This is a genomic window from Pseudomonas sp. NFPP12 (assembly GCF_900103205.1).
Classification (GTDB): domain Bacteria; phylum Pseudomonadota; class Gammaproteobacteria; order Pseudomonadales; family Pseudomonadaceae; genus Aquipseudomonas; species Aquipseudomonas protegens.
The window spans coordinates 741,728-757,866 of record NZ_FMWW01000003.1 but is presented as its reverse complement, the minus strand read 5'-3'; the positions used below and the strand labels follow the sequence as shown (position 1 = coordinate 757,866).

The 16,139-nt window shown below is 60.9% G+C and carries 13 protein-coding genes; 4 read left to right on the top strand and 9 right to left on the bottom strand.

The annotated features are described in order from the left end of the window. Positions 1-45: 45 nt before the first annotated feature. The 7 genes from BLS75_RS16290 to BLS75_RS16260 all read right to left on the bottom strand — a co-directional run bounded on the left by BLS75_RS16290 (position 46) and on the right by BLS75_RS16260 (position 9,091). Entirely contained in the window at positions 46-1,641 is a 1,596-nt protein-coding gene (locus BLS75_RS16290; RefSeq protein WP_011059234.1) for an ABC transporter substrate-binding protein, read from the bottom strand. A gap of 78 nt (positions 1,642-1,719) precedes the next feature. After that, positions 1,720-3,126, bottom strand: a complete 1,407-nt coding sequence (locus tag BLS75_RS16285; protein WP_011059235.1) for an OprD family porin — start codon at positions 3,124-3,126, stop codon at positions 1,720-1,722. Positions 3,127-3,292: 166 nt separating this feature from the next. Next, positions 3,293-4,894, bottom strand: coding sequence for an ABC transporter substrate-binding protein (locus BLS75_RS16280; RefSeq protein WP_015634146.1), 1,602 nt, complete (start codon positions 4,892-4,894; stop codon positions 3,293-3,295). A 309-nt stretch (positions 4,895-5,203) separates the two neighbouring features. Next, on the bottom strand, positions 5,204-6,829 hold the full coding sequence (locus BLS75_RS16275; RefSeq protein ID WP_011059237.1) for an ABC transporter substrate-binding protein: 1,626 nt from the start codon (positions 6,827-6,829) through the stop codon (positions 5,204-5,206). Positions 6,830-6,942: 113 nt separating this feature from the next. Continuing rightward, positions 6,943-7,350 carry a hypothetical protein gene (locus BLS75_RS16270; protein ID WP_072451280.1) on the bottom strand — a complete coding sequence of 136 codons (408 nt, stop codon included), beginning with the start codon at positions 7,348-7,350 and terminating at the stop codon, positions 6,943-6,945. 265 nt (positions 7,351-7,615) lie between these two features. Further along, on the bottom strand, positions 7,616-8,179 hold the full coding sequence (locus BLS75_RS16265) for a helix-turn-helix domain-containing protein (protein WP_015634148.1): 564 nt from the start codon (positions 8,177-8,179) through the stop codon (positions 7,616-7,618). 195 nt (positions 8,180-8,374) lie between these two features. Beyond that, positions 8,375-9,091: an SIMPL domain-containing protein gene (locus tag BLS75_RS16260; protein WP_011059238.1), complete on the bottom strand. Its 717-nt coding sequence runs from the start codon at positions 9,089-9,091 to the stop codon at positions 8,375-8,377. Positions 9,092-9,320: 229 nt separating this feature from the next. On the opposite strand from BLS75_RS16260, the gene BLS75_RS16255 reads away from it, so the two are divergent. The 3 genes from BLS75_RS16255 (at position 9,321) to BLS75_RS16245 (ending at position 12,962) form a co-directional block, all read left to right on the top strand. Then, a complete protein-coding gene (locus BLS75_RS16255; protein WP_011059239.1) occupies positions 9,321-10,583 on the top strand; it encodes an ATP-binding protein in 1,263 nt (420 codons plus the stop codon). Further along, on the top strand, positions 10,576-11,136 hold the full coding sequence (locus BLS75_RS16250; RefSeq protein ID WP_011059240.1) for a response regulator transcription factor: 561 nt from the start codon (positions 10,576-10,578) through the stop codon (positions 11,134-11,136). The genes BLS75_RS16255 and BLS75_RS16250 overlap by 8 nt, the downstream gene beginning before the upstream one ends. Before the next feature lie 98 nt (positions 11,137-11,234). Next, positions 11,235-12,962 (top strand): ABC transporter ATP-binding protein/permease, encoded by a 1,728-nt coding sequence (locus tag BLS75_RS16245; RefSeq protein ID WP_072451279.1) that lies wholly within the window; start codon positions 11,235-11,237, stop codon positions 12,960-12,962. A gap of 96 nt (positions 12,963-13,058) precedes the next feature. On the opposite strand, the gene BLS75_RS16240 is transcribed toward BLS75_RS16245, so the two are convergent. Continuing rightward, entirely contained in the window at positions 13,059-13,250 is a 192-nt protein-coding gene (locus tag BLS75_RS16240) for a hypothetical protein (protein WP_072451278.1), read from the bottom strand. Between the two features lie 13 nt (positions 13,251-13,263). Next, on the bottom strand, positions 13,264-14,904 hold the full coding sequence (locus BLS75_RS16235) for a phospholipase (RefSeq protein ID WP_072451277.1): 1,641 nt from the start codon (positions 14,902-14,904) through the stop codon (positions 13,264-13,266). 259 nt (positions 14,905-15,163) lie between these two features. Between BLS75_RS16235 and BLS75_RS16230 the strand changes: the two genes are divergently transcribed. Then, positions 15,164-16,105 carry an AEC family transporter gene (locus tag BLS75_RS16230; protein ID WP_011059244.1) on the top strand — a complete coding sequence of 314 codons (942 nt, stop codon included), beginning with the start codon at positions 15,164-15,166 and terminating at the stop codon, positions 16,103-16,105. Positions 16,106-16,139 lie beyond the last annotated feature (34 nt).

The following is a 16,139-nucleotide window of genomic DNA, read 5'->3' as shown; positions in this document are numbered from 1 at the left end:
GGCGTTCCCGCCATCCTTGGGGTCAAGGACGGCGGGCGTTTCTTATTACTTCACTTGGGTGGTAGCGAAGTTGTTAGTGGTCAGGGGGCTAATGTGATAACCCTCGACGTTCTTGCGCATGGCGGTGAACATTTTCGGATAGGCCATGGGGATCCACGGTTGATCCTGTTCGAAAACCAGCATGGCCTTTTCATAGAGCTCGGCGCGTTTGGCGGGTTCAGCGTCGGAGCGTGCTTCGTCGATCAGATCCTGGAACGTCTTGTTGCACCAGCGGGCGTAGTTTTCGCCGTTTTTCGCCGCGTCACAACTCAGGTTCGGGGTCAGGAAGTTGTCCGGATCGCCGTTGTCCCCGGCCCAGCCCGCCGACACCATATCGTGTTCGCCGTTTTTCGCACGCTTGAGCATCTCGCCCCACTCCATCACGCGGATGTCGAGCTTGAGGCCCACCTTGGCCAGGTCGGCCTGCATCATCTGTGCGCCGAGCATCGGGTTGGGGTTGGTCGGGCCGCCGCCGTTGCGGGTGAACAGGGTGATAACCGTACCCTCCGGTACGCCGGCTTCCTTGAGCAGCGCGCGGGCCTTGTCCAGATCCCGGGGCGGGTTCTTCAGGCTGTTGTTGAAGCCCAGCAGGGTCGGCGGATACGGGCCGGTGGCCACCAGGGCGTTGCCCTTGCCGTACAGGCTGTTGACGTAGGCTTCCTTGTCGAAGGCGATGTCGATGGCCTTGCGCACTCGCACGTCGCTCATGTACTTGCGCGTGGTGTTCATGGCGATGTAGCCGGTGGTCATGGCGGCCAGCTCGTCGACCTTGAGATTGGCGTCGGCCTTGATGCTGGGGATGTCGTCGGGTTTGGGGTACAGGGCGATCTGGCATTCGTTGGCCTTGAGTTTCTGCAGGCGCACGTTGTTATCGGTGGTGATCGCCAGCACCAGCGGGTCGGCCGGCGGCTTGCCGCGGAAGTAGTCCGGGTTGGCCTTGAAGCGTACCTGGGCGTCCTTGGCATAGCGGGTGAAGATGAACGGGCCGGTGCCTATGGGCTTGCTGTTGAGCTCAGAGGTCTTGCCTTCCTTGAGCAGCTTGTCGGCGTATTCGGCCGGGAAGATCGACGAGAAGGCCATGGCCACGTCGGCGAGGAAAGGGGCTTCGCGGCGGGTCAGGGTGAAGACCACGGTGTGGTCGTCGATCTTCTCGACGCTTTTCAGCAGTTCCTTGAAGCCCATGCTTTCGAAATAGGGGAAGCCCACGCTGGACTTGTCATGCCAGGGGTGCTTCGGGTCAAGCTGGCGCTGGAAGCTCCAGAGCACGTCGTCGGCGTTCATCTCGCGCGTCGGGGTGAAGTAGTCGGTGCTGTGGAATTTGACGCCCTTGCGCAGATGGAAGGTGTATTGCAGGCCGTCGGGGCTGATGTCCCAGGATTCGGCCAGGGCCGGCTCGATGTCAGTGGTGCCGGGCTTGAAGTCCACCAGGCGGTTGAAGATGGTTTCCGCCACTGCGTCGGCCGTGACTGCAGTCGTGTACTGGACCATATCGAAGCCTTCCGGGCTGGCTTCGGTACAGACCACCAAGGGTTTGGCTGTGGCGCCCAGGGCGACGCTCAGCAGGGCGGCGCCAACGGCCGCTTTCAGGGGAAGCATTTTCATCAGGAACCCTCTGCAATCGATTGAACCAGATTAGCTTGAATGGCGGATTCGTCATGAATCCGCCCTTCAACTGGTGGGTTAGAGAATATTGAACGGGATGGTGGTAACCAGTCGGAATTCATTGATGTTGCCGTCGGCCTGGTTCTCGCTGGCGCGGTGCGTGGTGTAGGTGGCACGGATCGCGGTGGCTTTCAGCGGGCCGCTCTGTACGGCGTAGGAAGCACCGATGCCGTATTCGTAGTGGTGCTCGCCGTCCATGGTGCGTACGCCATAGACCGTACCGTCTGCCTTGACGCCGCTGTAGGCGGTGCCGTTGTAGTGGGTACCGTCGATGCCCCAGCCACGGGCCTGGTAGATGTTGAACTTGAGGCCGGGCACGCCGTACTCGGCCATGTTCAGGCCGTAGGCGATCTGGAAGGATTTCTCGTTCGGGCCGTTGAAGTCCGAGAGCAGGGAGTTGGCCAGGTAGATGCCGTTGGTTTCGTGCAGGTAGTCGAAGTACTCGTTACCGTTAATTTCCTGGTACGAGAAGGTCAGGCTGTGGGCCTGGTGGGTCAGGCCGAGCGACAGCGAGTAGGTGTCGTTGTCGATTTCGCCCATCTTCTTCTTGCCGGTATCGACGGTCTTGTAATAGTTCAGGCCGGTGGTCAGGCTCAGCACCGAGCTGTCGCCCAGCTCGTGGGTGGCGCCGAAGTAGTACTGGTTCCAGAAGTCTTCCACCTTGGAGGCGTAGAGGCTGGTCTTCAGGCTTTTCAGCGGCTGGTAGTTGGCGCCGACCAGGCTTACGCGATCGGTCTCGGCACCGTTGCTGTTGTACTCGGAGCTGAACTTGGACAGGCTCTGTTCGGTCCGTGGCGATACCCGGTCGAAGCTGCCGGCGTCGAACGACAGGTTGTTGAACTCTTCGCTGTGGATGCTCACCCCTTCAAAGCTCGAAGGCAGCGGACGGTTGCCGATGACGTCGACGATCGGCGTGCTGAAGTTCTGCCGGCCGGCGGTCAGGGTGGTGTTGGACACGCGGAACTTGACGTTGGCCAGGCCCAGCTTGCTCCACTGGCCCACGGCGTCGCCGTCGGAGTGGGTCAGGGTGCGGTTGTTCTTGCCGGCGATGTCCTTGCGGTCACGATCCAGAGCAATAGCGTTGTAGGCGGCGACTTCCGTGCTGACGCCCACGGTGCCTTCAGTGAAACCCGAGGTGTAGTTGAGGATGGTGCCCTGGACCCAGTTGATACGTCGCGGGGTCGAGGTCTCTACACCATTGTGGTTGTACGAAAAACGGTCGTTACGACGTTTCAGCTCGTTGGCGTACCAGTTGCGCGTGGTACCCGACAGGCTCTGCCCTTCGATAAAACCCTTGGTCTCAGCCTGGGCACTGGTGGCGTTCAGTTCAGTCGGGACGAAGTCCTGGCTGACGTTCTCCGCATAGGCCGAGGCGGTGATGCTACTGATAGCCAAGGCTAGCAATGCGCTGCTGCTCAGTTTCATGGGTGAAGCTCCTTTGTTTTCTTTTTTAAATGCCGGTTTTTTTGGGCCGGCTGGTTTTTGGAACTCATTCACAGCATCGCAAACGTTTGCATGTGGCTTGATCGCCGAATTCAGGCAAAGCGTTTGCGTGAGGGCGAAAATCGCCCCCAGGGTTTTGGCTCATCGGTTATGGGGCTAGGCTGACACCCGAAAAGGAGTTGCGGCCGAAAGGACTGACCTTGAAACCTTCGACTTTCGCGCTCAGCGGCTGGTTGATCGTCGAGTGGGCCACGGGTGTGATAGGGACCTGTTGCTTGAGCAGTTGCTGGGCCTGTTTGTACAGCAGGCTGCGCTGTTCACGGTCGGTGACGACCTTGGCCTGCTTGATCAGCTTGTCGTACTGCGGGTTGCACCACATGGAGTAGTTGTTGCCGCCAATGGCGTCGCAGCTGTACAGCGTGCCCAGCCAGTTGTCCGGGTCACCGTTGTCGCCGGTCCAGCCGATCAGGCTGATGTCGTGTTCGCCGTTCTTGGTGCGCTTGATGTACTCGCCCCACTCGTAGCTGACGATCTTCACCTTGAGGCCGATCTTCGCCCAGTCGGACTGCAGCATCTCGGCCATCAGCTTGGCGTTGGGGTTGTAGGGGCGTTGCACCGGCATGGCCCAGAGGGTGATTTGCGTGCCTTCCTTGACCCCGGCGGCCTTGAGCAGCTCCCGGGCTTTTTCCGGGTTGTAGGCGGCGTCCTTGATGGTTTCGTCGTAGGACCACTGGGTCGGTGGCATGGCGTTGACTGCCAGCTGCCCGGCACCCTGGTACACAGCGTTGAGGATGCTTGGCTTGTTCACCGCCATGTCCAGCGCCTGGCGCACTTCGAGCTGGTCGAAGGGTTTGTGCTGCACGTTGTAGGCGATGTAGCCCAGATTGAACCCGGGCTTTTCGATGACTTGCAGTTTCGGGTCGTTTTTCAGCGTGTCGATATCGGCGGGGCGCGGGTGCAGGGTCACCTGGCATTCGCCGGCCCGCAGCTTTTGTACCCGTACCGAGGCGTCGGTGTTGATGGCGAAGATCAGCCGGTCGAGCTTGACCCGGCTTGGGTCCCAGTAGTGCGGGTTGGCGCTGTAGCGGATCTGTGAGTCTTTCTGGTAACGCTGGAACACGAAGGGCCCGGTGCCGATGGGTTTCTGGTTGATCTGGCTCGGGGTGCCGGCCTGGAGCAGTTGCTCGGCGTATTCGGCGGAAAGGATCGCGGCGAAGCTCATGGCCAGGTTCTGGATGAAGGCCGCATCCACGGTATTGAGGGTCATGACTACGGTCAGCGGGTCGGTCTTTTCGACCCGGGCGATGTTCTTGTTCAGGCTCATGCCGTTGAAGTAGGGAAACTCCGTCGGGTAAGCCTTGCGGAATGGATGTTCGGCGTCGAGCATGCGGTTGAAGGTGAACAGTACGTCGTCGGCGTTGAGGTCTCGGCTCGGCTTGAAATAGGGCGTGCTATGGAACTTCACCCCTTCGCGCAGGTGAAAACTGTAGGTGAGGCCGTCCTCGGAAATGTCCCAGCTCTTGGCCAGCGCTGGCAGCACGTTGGTGGCGCCTCTTTCGAACTCCACCAGGCGGTTGTACAGCGGCTCGGCGGCATCGTTGTCGGTAGCAGTGGTGTATTGGGCGGTGTCAAAGCCCGCCGGGCTGCCTTCGGAACAGAACACCAGGCTGCGTTCGGCGGCGGTGCCGAACGAACTGGCGGCCAACAGGCCGCTGCCCAGCAGGGCCGGGAAAATCCAGGAATGACGCATGACCGTACTTCTCCATTTTTGTTGTGATGAACAATGGGCCATGACTCCTTCCTGGAGCCTGTACAGGCCATTGATGCCAAACCACTACGTGCGGCAGGTGCCCGTTGGCAGACGCAGCTTCGCCTTGCACCGACCTTGAGGGTCGAGGGCCGGGCGGTAACTGCGTCGAACCTGAAATGCCTGTAGGAATCGGCTCTGAATTCGCAAGACAGTGCGCCAGTGGCGGGTCGTTGCGCAGTAGAGACCGAGCTCCAGCGGGCCGGGCTGGTAAAGCAACGGCGACGTCATGGACGTCGCCGTTGCAGAACCTTATTTGCCGATGCTGACGCCGTAGAAGGAGTTCAAGCCAAAGGGGCTGATTTTGAAATCCTGCACGTTGGCGCGCATGGGTTGGAACACCGTCGAGTGAGCGATAGGTGTCATCGGTACTGCATCTTTGAGGATGTGTTGCGCCTGCTTGTACAGCTCGGTGCGCTTGGCTACATCAGAGGTAGCCTTGGCTTGCTTGATCAGGGCGTCGTAAGGCTTGTCGCACCATTTCGAGAAGTTGTTGCCGTTCATTGCATCGCAACCGAACAGGGTGCCGAGCCAGTTGTCGGGGTCACCATTGTCGCCGCTCCAGCCGATGATCATCGCCTGGTTTTCGCCGCCCTTGGAGCGCTTGATGTACTCGCCCCACTCGTAGCTGACGATGTTCACTTTCAGGCCGATCTTCGCCCAGTCCGACTGCAGCATTTCGGCCATCAGCTTGGCGTTGGGGTTGTAGGGACGCTGTACCGGCATGGCCCACAGGGTGATCTGGGTGCCTTCCTTGATGCCGGCTTCCTTGAGCAGCTCCTTGGCTTTCTCGGGGTCGTACTTGGCGTCCTTGATGGTGGTGTCATAGGACCACTGGGTTGGAGGCATGGCGTTGACCGCCAGCTGGCCGGCGCCCTGGTACACCGAATCGATGATCTGCGGCTTGTTCACCGCCATGTCCAGCGCCTGGCGAACCTTGAGGTCGGCCAGCGGGTTGGCATCGGTACGGCCCTTGAGGACCGGCATCACGTTGTAGGCGATGTAGCCGAGGTTGAAGCCTGCCTGCTCAGGCATCTTCAGGGTCTTGTCTTCCTTGAGGGCCTTGAGGTCGGCCGGACGCGGGAAGAGGGTGACCTGGCATTCGTTCTTCTTCAGCTTCTGGATACGCACCGAGGGGTCGGTGGTGATGGCGAAGATCAGGTTGTCGATCTTCACGTCTTCAGGCTTCCAGTAGTCCTTGTTGCCGGTGTAGCGGATGTTCGAGTCTTTCTGGTAGCTCTTGAACACGAAGGGGCCAGTGCCGATCGGCTTCTGGTTGATGTCGCTGGCCTTGCCTTCCTTGAGCAGCTTGTCGGCGTATTCGGCGGACTGGATCGAGGCGAAGCTCATGGCCAGGTTCTGGATGAAGGCTGCGTCCACGGTCTTGAGGGTGAACTTGACGGTCTTGTCGTCGACTTTCTCGACCTTGGTGATGTTGGTGTCCATCCCCATGTCGGTGAAATACGGGAATTCGGTGGGGTAGGCCTTACGGAACGGCATGTCCTTGTCGATCATGCGGTTGAAGGTGAACAGCACGTCGTCGGCGTTGAAAGTACGGGTCGGGGTGAAGTACGGCGTGGTGTGGAACTTGACGCCTTCGCGCAGGTGGAAGGTGTAGGTCAGACCGTCGTCCGAGATGTCCCAACTGGTGGCCAGGCCCGGAATGACCGCGGTGCCGCCGCGTTCGAACTGGCTGAGGCGGTTGTAGAGGGTTTCGGCTGAGGCGTCGAAGTCGGTTCCGGTGGTGTACTGGCCAGGGTCGAAACCGGCCGGGCTCCCTTCAGAGCAGAACACCAGGTTAGTCGCCGCTTGGGCGAAGGGTGCGCTGGCGAGCAAGCCGGCGCTGACTAATAACGGAAGGACTGCTTTCTTGAACATGGTGGCCTCATGATTTGTTGTCATTTTTGGTGTAGAGGGCGACCTTGTGAGTCGACCCGCCGATACTTATGCAGCCCTCATACCCAATGCAAGATGCAGGGCTGCCACAAGTCTCAAAGAGTGGAACGAACGTACAGGAATGACGCATTTGTATAAATCTTGACGCATTTGATCGTTTGCGCCGGTGTTTTGTGGTGCATGCGCTGCCTTTTCACGGAGCAATCGAAGCCCATCGCGCCCACTCTTGGTGCGGTGCTGGCTGGTGTGCCGGGTGATGCTTGGCCCAGGCGCCCGGCCTTGTCTGACCGGATGGAGATGGGCGGCTGGGTGAGGGAGGCCGTGGAGAACGGATGCCCGCAATTTTGCTGGCGATGGCGCGTGCTCGGCACATCGTCGCAGGTGCTGAATTCGGGGCTCGCAGTGAGGTTGTCACTGTGGAGGTCGCTGCGGGTTTGTGACGGCGTAGTGCCGCGGATCAGACCAGTTGTCTGCCAAACCTGGAGCGGAAAGGTCTTATCCATGCAAACCTCATTTTTTCTTTTTCTAGGGCATATCTGAGGATTGGCCTTGTGGGCCATGGAAACTCGCCTTCTTATGGGGAGTGGATGCAGCCCCATGGAGCCTGTGCGGCGACGGCGATCGCTTTGTTGTGTTGTTGATAGTCGATTCGCCGATGCCGAAATTAAGTCATGCTGAAATCGTGGTCAACGAAAATTAAGCGTGACTAACATTTCTCCTTGTGCACAGGTTTGTCCCAGGGGTTCGACTGACGGCCGTGCGCTGGGCTCAGGCCGCGGAATGGTCGTCGAACAGGCCCATGGTGGTGACGGTCAGGACTTCTGCCGGGCCATTGCCGACGTTGGCCAGGCAATGAGTCTTGGTGGCGTCGAAGTGCACCGAGTCACCGGCACTCAGGGGATATTGACTGCCCTCGATGGTGTAGACGATCTGTCCTGAAAGCACGTAGGAGAACTCCGAGCCGTCATGGGAAATCAGCTCGGACTGGTAGCCCACCGGTATGTTCATCTTGACCGCGTTGATCAGGTTTCCGGGAAAGGAGCTGGACAGGCGCTCGTAGGCCAGTGGCTGGCCTTCGATGGTGTAGCGCACCCGCTTGCCGTCGTGGGAGTCGGGTTGCGCCTGGATCGGCTGGTCGAACAGGGCGTTCAGCGGAACGTTCAGAGACTTGGCGATATTGACCAGGGAAGAGATCGATACACCCGTGAGATTACGCTCTGCCTGGGAGAGGAAACTGGCGGTCAGACCGGATTCGCTGGCGATCTGGCGCAGGGTTTTCTTGGCGGCGCGGCGATAGCGACGCAGGCGTTCGCCGATGCGATCTGCGGTCATTGAAGAGACTCTTATAGGAAAGAAGCAGTATACCCGGCGGACGTCAGCAACATCTGAGCCGCTGCGTACCGGGGGGCATAACTCTAACACCACAAAGCCGGGTTCCCCCGGGTCCGGGTTGAAATAGCCGGTAACGAAAAACGGCGATAACCTTGATGCCGAAGGTTATCGCCGTTGGAAGACGCAGGGAAAAGGTCAGGGCATCAGCACTTCGATGGCGCCGTCGGCGGTCATGCTGACCTGGCTGGTGCCGGCCTCGACTTCTGGTGTCACTGGGGCCGAATCCATGCTGGCGGCCTTCATCATCATCGGCGCGCGCATGTAAGGCTGTGGGTAACCATTGCTGTTGAGGTTCAGGTTGACGATCTTGTAGCCCTTGCCGCCCAGAGCCTCGGTGGCCAGTTGCGCACGGGCCTTGAAGGCCTTGACCGCATCCTTGAGCAACGCGTCTTCGCTGGCCTTGCGGGTCGGGTCGGCGATGGCGAAGTCCATGCCACCCATCTTCAGGTCGCCCAGCAGTTCACCGGTGAGCTTGGACAGCGCGGCGAAGTCGGAGCTTTCCAGGCGCAGTTCGGCGCGCTCACGCCAGCCTGTGATCTTCTGGCCCTTGCCGTCGTAGATCGGGTAGCTGTTGCGGCTGCCCTGGCGCAGGGTCACGTCCTTGACCTGGCGCGCCTGGTCCAGGGCCTTGTTCATGGTGGTGGTGATTTCTGCGGCGAGCTTGGCCGGGTCGGTGTTCTGCGATTCGCTGTAGAGGGTCACGATCATCAGATCCCGAGCCACTTCCTGGCTGACTTCGGCGCGCAGGGAAATCTGGTTGTAGTGCAGTTCATCGGCGGCCAGGGCGGGCAGGCTGGTGAGGGTGCCGGCGCTGAGTGCGAGAAGGGCGACGCTGCGACTGAAATGCTGCATGAAAACTCCTTGAGTGCGGTCCGCAGGATAAGGTCAGAGCCTGGGTGAAACCTTCAGACTGTGGTTTTTATTCCTCGTTGCGGCCAATTACAACTTTGATACACATGATCGCCATGGATCGTCCGCGGCCGCTCAAGCCAGTGTGGCGCTTTGCCGCAGTTTTGCCTGTGCCGGGGGCTGCTTGGTTATACTCCCGGCGATTGCCCTGGAGCGCTCATCAGGAGAGCTCATGCTCGCCCCCGTAAAATTGCTGTCCGCAACCCGTCAGAACCTCTGGCGCCTGACCTTTATCCGTACCCTGGTGCTGGCCGCTCAGGCCGGTTCGGTGGGGCTCGCCTACTGGCTGGACCTGCTGCCGCTGCCCTGGTTGCAACTGGGCGTGACCCTGATGTTTTCCATGGTGTTGTGCGCTTTCACCGCGATCCGCCTGCGCACCTCGTGGCCGGTGACGGAGCTGGAATACGCCCTGCAACTGGCCTGTGACCTGTTTATCCACAGTGTCCTGCTGTACTTCTCCGGTGGTTCCACCAACCCCTTCGTCTCCTATTACCTGGTGCCCCTGACCATCGCCGCGGTGACCTTGCCGTGGCGCTACTCGGTGGTCCTGTCGGGTATCGCCCTGACGCTCTATACCCTGTTGCTGGCGCGTTTCTACCCGTTGCAGACCTTCCCCATTGCCCGGGAGAACCTCCAGGTCTACGGCATGTGGCTGAGCTTTGCCCTGGCTGCAGCGGTGATCACCTTCTTCGCTGCACGCATGGCGGAAGAGCTGCGCCGCCAGGAAGAACTGCGGGCGATCCGGCGCGAAGAGGGGCTGCGCGACCAGCAATTGCTGGCAGTGGCGACCCAGGCCGCCGGTGCCGCCCACGAATTGGGCACGCCCCTGGCGACCATGAGCGTGCTGCTCAAGGAAATGCGCCAGGACCATCCCGACCCGCTGCTGCAGGATGACCTCGGCGTGCTCCAGGACCAGGTCAAGCTGTGCAAGGAAACCCTGCAGCAACTGGTGCGCGCGGCCGAGGCCAATCGCCGCCTGGCGGTGGACATGCAGGAAGTCACCCAGTGGCTGGACGAAGCCTTGAACCGTTGGCACCTGATGCGCCCGGAAGCCAGCTACCGTTTCCATCTGTTGGGCGAGGGGCCGGTGCCGCGCCTGGCGCCGCCGCCGGACCTGACCCAGGCCCTGCTCAACCTGCTGAACAATGCCGCCGATGCCTGCCCCGAAGGCCTGGAAGTACGCCTGGACTGGGACGCGGAAAACCTCACCATCAGTATTCGTGACCACGGTGCCGGAGTACCCTTGGCCATCGCCGAACAGATCGGCAAACCGTTTTTTACCACCAAGGGCAAAGGCTTCGGCCTGGGCCTGTTTTTGAGCAAGGCCAGCGTGACCCGCGCTGGAGGCTCAGTGAAACTCTACAGTCATGAGGAAGGCGGAACGCTCACCGAGCTGCGCCTGCCCCGTGCCGCCCGAGGAGACGACCATGAGTGAAGAGATCCAAGTCGAAGGCGAGGAACTGCCGCACCTGTTGCTGGTGGATGATGACGCCACCTTTACCCGCGTGATGGCCCGCGCCATGAGCCGCCGCGGTTTTCGCGTGAGCACCGCCGGTTCCGCCGAGGAGGGCCTGGTCATTGCCCAGCAGGACCTGCCGGACTACGCCGCGCTGGACTTGAAGATGGATGGCGACTCCGGGCTGGTGCTGTTGCCCAAGCTGCTGGAGCTGGACCCGGAGATGCGGGTACTGATTCTCACCGGCTATTCGAGCATCGCCACCGCGGTGGAAGCGATCAAGCGTGGCGCCTGCAACTACCTGTGCAAGCCGGCGGATGCCGACGATGTACTGGCCGCGCTGCTCTCCGAACACGCCGATCTCGACACCCTGGTGCCGGAAAACCCGATGTCGGTGGACCGCTTGCAGTGGGAACACATTCAGCGCGTGTTGACCGAACACGAAGGCAACATCTCCGCCACTGCCCGGGCCCTGGGCATGCACCGCCGTACCTTGCAGCGCAAATTGCAGAAGCGTCCCGTGCGTCGCTGAACCGCGACTGAACGAATGTCCGCTGGGCGTCGTGAAAAAGCGAGCCGATCTACTATGATCGGCTCAACGCTTGCCCTTCTTCCTATCGAGCCTCAACGATGAATCAGAACGCTGAATACTCCGCGGTCAACGATGCCGTGCGCGGGCAATTCTTTCGCCGGGTCTGGGCCATGATCACGCCGTACTGGCGCAGTGAGGAAAAGGGCAAGGCCTGGCTGTTGCTGGTTGCGGTGATCGGCCTGTCGCTGTTCAGCGTGGCCATCTCGGTGTGGATCAACAGCTGGTACAAGGACTTCTACAACGCCTTGCAGAAAAAGGACGAAGCGGCGTTCTGGCACTTGATCCTGTATTTCTGCGGGATTGCCGCGGTGGCGATCCTGGGGGCGGTGTACCGCCTGTACCTGACCCAGATGCTGACCATCCGCTGGCGGGCCTGGCTCACCGAGAAGCACTTTGCCCGCTGGCTGGGCCACAAGAACTACTACCAGCTGGAGCAGGGCGGCTACACCGACAACCCGGACCAGCGGATTTCCGAAGACCTCAACAGCTTTACCAGCAATACGCTGTCCCTGGGCCTGGGGCTGATCCGCAACATTGTCAGCCTGGTGTCCTTCTCGATCATCCTGTGGGGGGTGTCCGGCAGTATCGAGGTGTTCGGCTACACCATTCCCGGCTACATGTTCTGGTGCGCGCTGGTCTATGCCGCTGTCGGCAGCTGGCTGACCCACTTGATCGGGCGCCGCCTGATCGGCCTCAACAACCAGCAACAGCGCTTCGAAGCCGACCTGCGTTTTTCCATGGTGCGGGTACGGGAGAATGCCGAGAGCATTGCCCTGTATGACGGCGAGAAGAACGAGAACCAGCGTCTGAGCAGCCGTTTCGGCAAGGTCTGGCACAACTTCTGGGACATCATGAAGGTCTCCAAGCGCCTGACCTTCTTCACCGCCGGGTATGGCCAGATTGCGATCATTTTCCCCTTTATCGTGGCAGCCCCGCGGTACTTTTCCGGCAAGATCGAGCTGGGTGAGCTGATGCAGATCAACTCGGCATTCGGGAACGTTCAGGAGAACTTCAGCTGGTTCATCAGTGCGTATTCGGACCTGGCGGCCTGGCGCGCCACCTGTGATCGTCTGCTGAGTTTCCGCCAGGCCATGAGTGATAACGAAGAACGGACCCCGGCTATCGACGTGCAGCATCAGGGCGAACAATTGTGCGTACGTGACCTGGGCCTGGACCTGGCCGATGGCCGGCATCTGCTGGCCGGCGCCGAAATGACCGTGAACCCAGGTGAGCGGCTCATGCTCAGCGGCCGTTCCGGCAGCGGCAAGAGTACCTTGCTGCGGGCCATGGGCCGGCTGTGGCCGGCCGGGCACGGGAGCATCCTGCTGCCGAACCGGCGTTACCTGTTCCTGCCGCAAAAGCCCTATCTGCCCATTGGCAGCCTGCGCGAAGCCTTGAGTTATCCACAGTCTGGCGACAGCTACCCCCAGGAGCGTTATGCACAGGTCCTGGAAACCTGCCGCTTGCCCCATCTGGTGGCGCGCCTGGACGAGAGCAATCACTGGCAGCGCATGTTGTCGCCGGGCGAGCAGCAGCGCCTGGCCTTTGCCCGGGCCCTGCTCTATGCACCGCAGTGGCTGTACATGGATGAGGCCACCTCGGCCATGGACGAAGAGGACGAAGCCACCTTGTATCAGGCGCTGATCGATCAGTTGCCGGGCCTGAGCGTTGTCAGCGTCGGCCATCGCAGCAGCCTCAAGCGCTTCCATCCACGGCTCGTTCGTATCGAGCAGGGGCATCTGCAAGAGCAGACTCTCACGGCCTGACGGAGGGCCGAGCGCTAGCCTCAAGCCCAGCGCCATGCACCGCTGGTGCAAGGGTGCTGGGCCGTTTCGCGAGCGAGCCGTTCCTACAGGCCGCGATCAGCCCTGGTGCAGGATCGAACGGTCCACACGTACGGCCAACTGGCCGCCGCCCGGCTTCGCGTTGAAGGCCACATTGCCGTGTTCATCCACGCTGGCTCGGGCGATCGGGGCGCCGTTGAGCAGCAGCTCCAGTGGAGCATCCTTGAGAGACTGGCCGGAGGCCAGTTGCAGTTTCAGGTTGATAGCCATGGTGATCTCCTTATCAGGCGTTGCTGTCGATGAAGTGGCTGGCGTTCTTGTCGATGGAGCCGACCAGCTCCGGTGAGCCCCCACGGAACTGGCGGAACACATTGCGCCCGGTGGCGCTGCTGTTGCTGGTACCGGCCGGAATGCTCAGGGTAGGCTGGAAGCTGTCGCTCAGTTCCACATAGGCCGACCAGGGGCCGATGTAGGACTCGTTCAACCCGTTGGTTTCGCTGAGGGCGTAGCGCACCGCGTGGCCTGGCAGCCAGTTGGGTTCGCTGGGGCTGTGGCTCTGCCAGCCATCGGCGAGGATCACCGGAACCGCGCTGGGGGTTTCCAGGTAGCCGGCCGGCTTGTTCGGGCTGTAGTTCTGCAGCAGCAGGTAGGTGCTCCAGCCCCACCAGTTGTCGATGGTCTTGCTGTCATTGAGGTTGTTGACGTCGCTGCGGCGCAGGACCTTGTCGCCACTCATCACGAACAGTGGCGAGAAGTTGCCGGTTTTCGCGGCATTCAGGTCCGGCAGGGTTTTCAGGGCTGCGTAGCTGGCGGGTGCGGGGAGGTTGCCGCTGAGGTAGCTGGCGAAGATTTCGTCTGCCGAACTCTGCACTGCCATCTTCACCTGCTGGCGATTGCGATGGTCGACGCTGTCGAAGTAGCGCTTGTCGCCATACGCGTGCCAGCGATCGCCCTGGGCATTGCTGACATTCAGGCCGAACTTGCTGTCCTCGTCATGCATGAAGCGGGTAATCAGCGAACCCAGGTCGCTGGGGGTGACGACTGCCGCCACCTGTTTGCGCGGCACCCGTACGTGGCCGGAGGAAAACAGATCGGTGAGGAAATGGTCGGCGAAGGCGTTCATTGCGTAAGCCAGTTCCAGCTGCTTGTCGTCCGCGCTCTTGCCCGCCAGTACCGCTTGCTGCAGCGCTGCGGTATGGCCTGCGGTGTAGGCAGCCAGGGCCCACTCGCCGAAGTGATCGGCGTTGTTGGCCGCCAGCTTCAGGTAGCGCCCCAGGGGGAACAGGGCGGATACCACGCTGCCGCCGCCGGTAATCTTGTTCCACTCCTCGGACAGGGTGTCGCCCAGGGTGTCATAGGCTTCATGGGGCTGCTTGCCGTCGCGGATCGCCTGGTTGGCGGCGACGATTTCCTTTTGCATCACTGCAAGGATCTGCCGGGCTTCGTCTTTCGCGGCCGGCAGTACCGCAAGGGAGTTGAACGCCGCGATAAAGCGCTGCACTCGATCACTGGGGGTTGCGCCTTCGCAGATCGGCTGCTCGGGAATGCCATAGAAGTCGCCCCCCAGGGCCACCACCTGGCCGTAGGTCAGCGCCAGGCCGTTAGGCAGGTGCAGTTCGACCTGCCATGCCGGGATGGCCGGTGCATCCTTGACGAAGCGCAGCAGGGTGCTGTCGCCGATGGCTGTGTGTTCGCCGCCCTCGAAACGCAGCTGTGGCTGGCCCTTGGTGGCTTTTTGTGCAGAACGAGGCAAGTCTTCCGGGCGGTGGTACTTGATGGTGTGGTGGCCATCGGCGACCAGTACCAGGGTGTCGCCATCGCCGGAAATGGCGATGCCTGGTTCACTGAACAGGCGGTCCAGGTCGGCGACGATCTTGCCCGCGTGTTGTGGCTGTTGCTGCTTCTGTGCAGAGAGTCCTGACATTTCTAGCTCCTTGATATGTCATGGGGATATTTCCTTATTTAACTGTATGCATATACAGTTAAATCGAGCATAGAGGAAAACGTTTTCCCGTCAAGAAGCGAATGCACCGCTGCAGCATTTTTTCTTCCGCCCCGCAATGGAGCCGCAGGCTGGGTACTGCGTGGGGCAGGCAGATCCCATGGAAGCGAGGCTCCAGACGCCAGCGTGCGGATTGAATTATCATTAGCGCCCTAACGACAGGCTCAAGGTCCACCCGCCCATGCTGGCTATTTTTCTCGAAACCCTGACGATCACGGCGCCGGTCTTTGCCATGTTGCTGCTCGGCCTGTTGCTCAAGCGGGTGGAATGGATCGACGACAACTTCATTCATACGGCCTCGGCCCTGGTGTTCAACGTCACCATGCCGGCGCTGCTGTTTCTCGGTATTGTCCATGCCGACCTGCATTCATCGTTGAAACCCGGGGTGCTGATCTATTTCTCCTTGGCCACCCTGGCGTGCTTTGGCCTGGCCTGGGGCTGGGCGATCTGGCGTTGCCCCAAGGCCGACCGCGGGATCTATACCCAGGGCGCGTTTCGCGGCAATAACGCAATCATCGGCCTGGCCCTGGCAGCCAGCATGTACGGCGATTACGGAATTTCCCTGGGCGCAGTGCTCGCAGCCCTGGTGATCCTGTTCTACAACACCCTCTCGACCATCGTCCTGGCGGTCTACAGCCCGGTGATCAAGTCCGATCCCTGGAGCATCTTCAAGAGCGTTGTCAGCAACCCGCTGATTGTCAGTGTGCTGGTGGCCGCACCGTTCGCCTACTGGCAGATCGGCATTCCCAACTGGCTGGAAACTTCGGGGCGCTACCTGGCGCAGATGACCCTGCCCCTGGCGCTGATCTGCATTGGCGGCACCTTGTCCCTGGCAGCCTTGCGCAACAGCGGCGAGCTGGCGATGAGCTCCAGTTTGCTGAAGATGGTCAGCCTGCCGGCCCTGGCGACCCTGGGGGCCTGGCTGTGCGGGTTTCGCGGGGCGGAGTTGGGGATCCTGTTCCTGTACTTTGGCAGCCCCACCGCGGCGGCCAGTTTTGTCATGGCCCGGGCGGCCAATGGCAACCACGAACTGGCGGCGGCGATCATCGTCATCACCACGGTGATGGCGGCGGTGACCACCAATATCGGGATTTTCCTGTTGCAGTGGGGTGGGTGGATCTAGGCTTTGCCGCGAGCCGGCTCCTGCACGGCTATTG

What these genes read in the sequence shown, in the direction of transcription:
- BLS75_RS16290 (WP_011059234.1), bottom strand. Translation starts at nt 1,641, where the DNA reads ATGAAAATGCTTCCCCTGAAAGCGGCCGTTGGCGCCGCCCTGCTGAGC.
- BLS75_RS16285 (WP_011059235.1), bottom strand. Translation starts at nt 3,126, where the DNA reads ATGAAACTGAGCAGCAGCGCATTGCTAGCCTTGGCTATCAGTAGCATC.
- BLS75_RS16280 (WP_015634146.1), bottom strand. Translation starts at nt 4,894, where the DNA reads ATGCGTCATTCCTGGATTTTCCCGGCCCTGCTGGGCAGCGGCCTGTTG.
- BLS75_RS16275 (WP_011059237.1), bottom strand. Translation starts at nt 6,829, where the DNA reads ATGTTCAAGAAAGCAGTCCTTCCGTTATTAGTCAGCGCCGGCTTGCTC.
- BLS75_RS16270 (WP_072451280.1), bottom strand. Translation starts at nt 7,350, where the DNA reads ATGGATAAGACCTTTCCGCTCCAGGTTTGGCAGACAACTGGTCTGATC.
- BLS75_RS16265 (WP_015634148.1), bottom strand. Translation starts at nt 8,179, where the DNA reads ATGACCGCAGATCGCATCGGCGAACGCCTGCGTCGCTATCGCCGCGCC.
- BLS75_RS16260 (WP_011059238.1), bottom strand. Translation starts at nt 9,091, where the DNA reads ATGCAGCATTTCAGTCGCAGCGTCGCCCTTCTCGCACTCAGCGCCGGC.
- BLS75_RS16255 (WP_011059239.1), top strand. Translation starts at nt 9,321, where the DNA reads ATGCTCGCCCCCGTAAAATTGCTGTCCGCAACCCGTCAGAACCTCTGG.
- BLS75_RS16250 (WP_011059240.1), top strand. Translation starts at nt 10,576, where the DNA reads ATGAGTGAAGAGATCCAAGTCGAAGGCGAGGAACTGCCGCACCTGTTG.
- BLS75_RS16245 (WP_072451279.1), top strand. Translation starts at nt 11,235, where the DNA reads ATGAATCAGAACGCTGAATACTCCGCGGTCAACGATGCCGTGCGCGGG.
- BLS75_RS16240 (WP_072451278.1), bottom strand. Translation starts at nt 13,250, where the DNA reads ATGGCTATCAACCTGAAACTGCAACTGGCCTCCGGCCAGTCTCTCAAG.
- BLS75_RS16235 (WP_072451277.1), bottom strand. Translation starts at nt 14,904, where the DNA reads ATGTCAGGACTCTCTGCACAGAAGCAGCAACAGCCACAACACGCGGGC.
- BLS75_RS16230 (WP_011059244.1), top strand. Translation starts at nt 15,164, where the DNA reads ATGCTGGCTATTTTTCTCGAAACCCTGACGATCACGGCGCCGGTCTTT.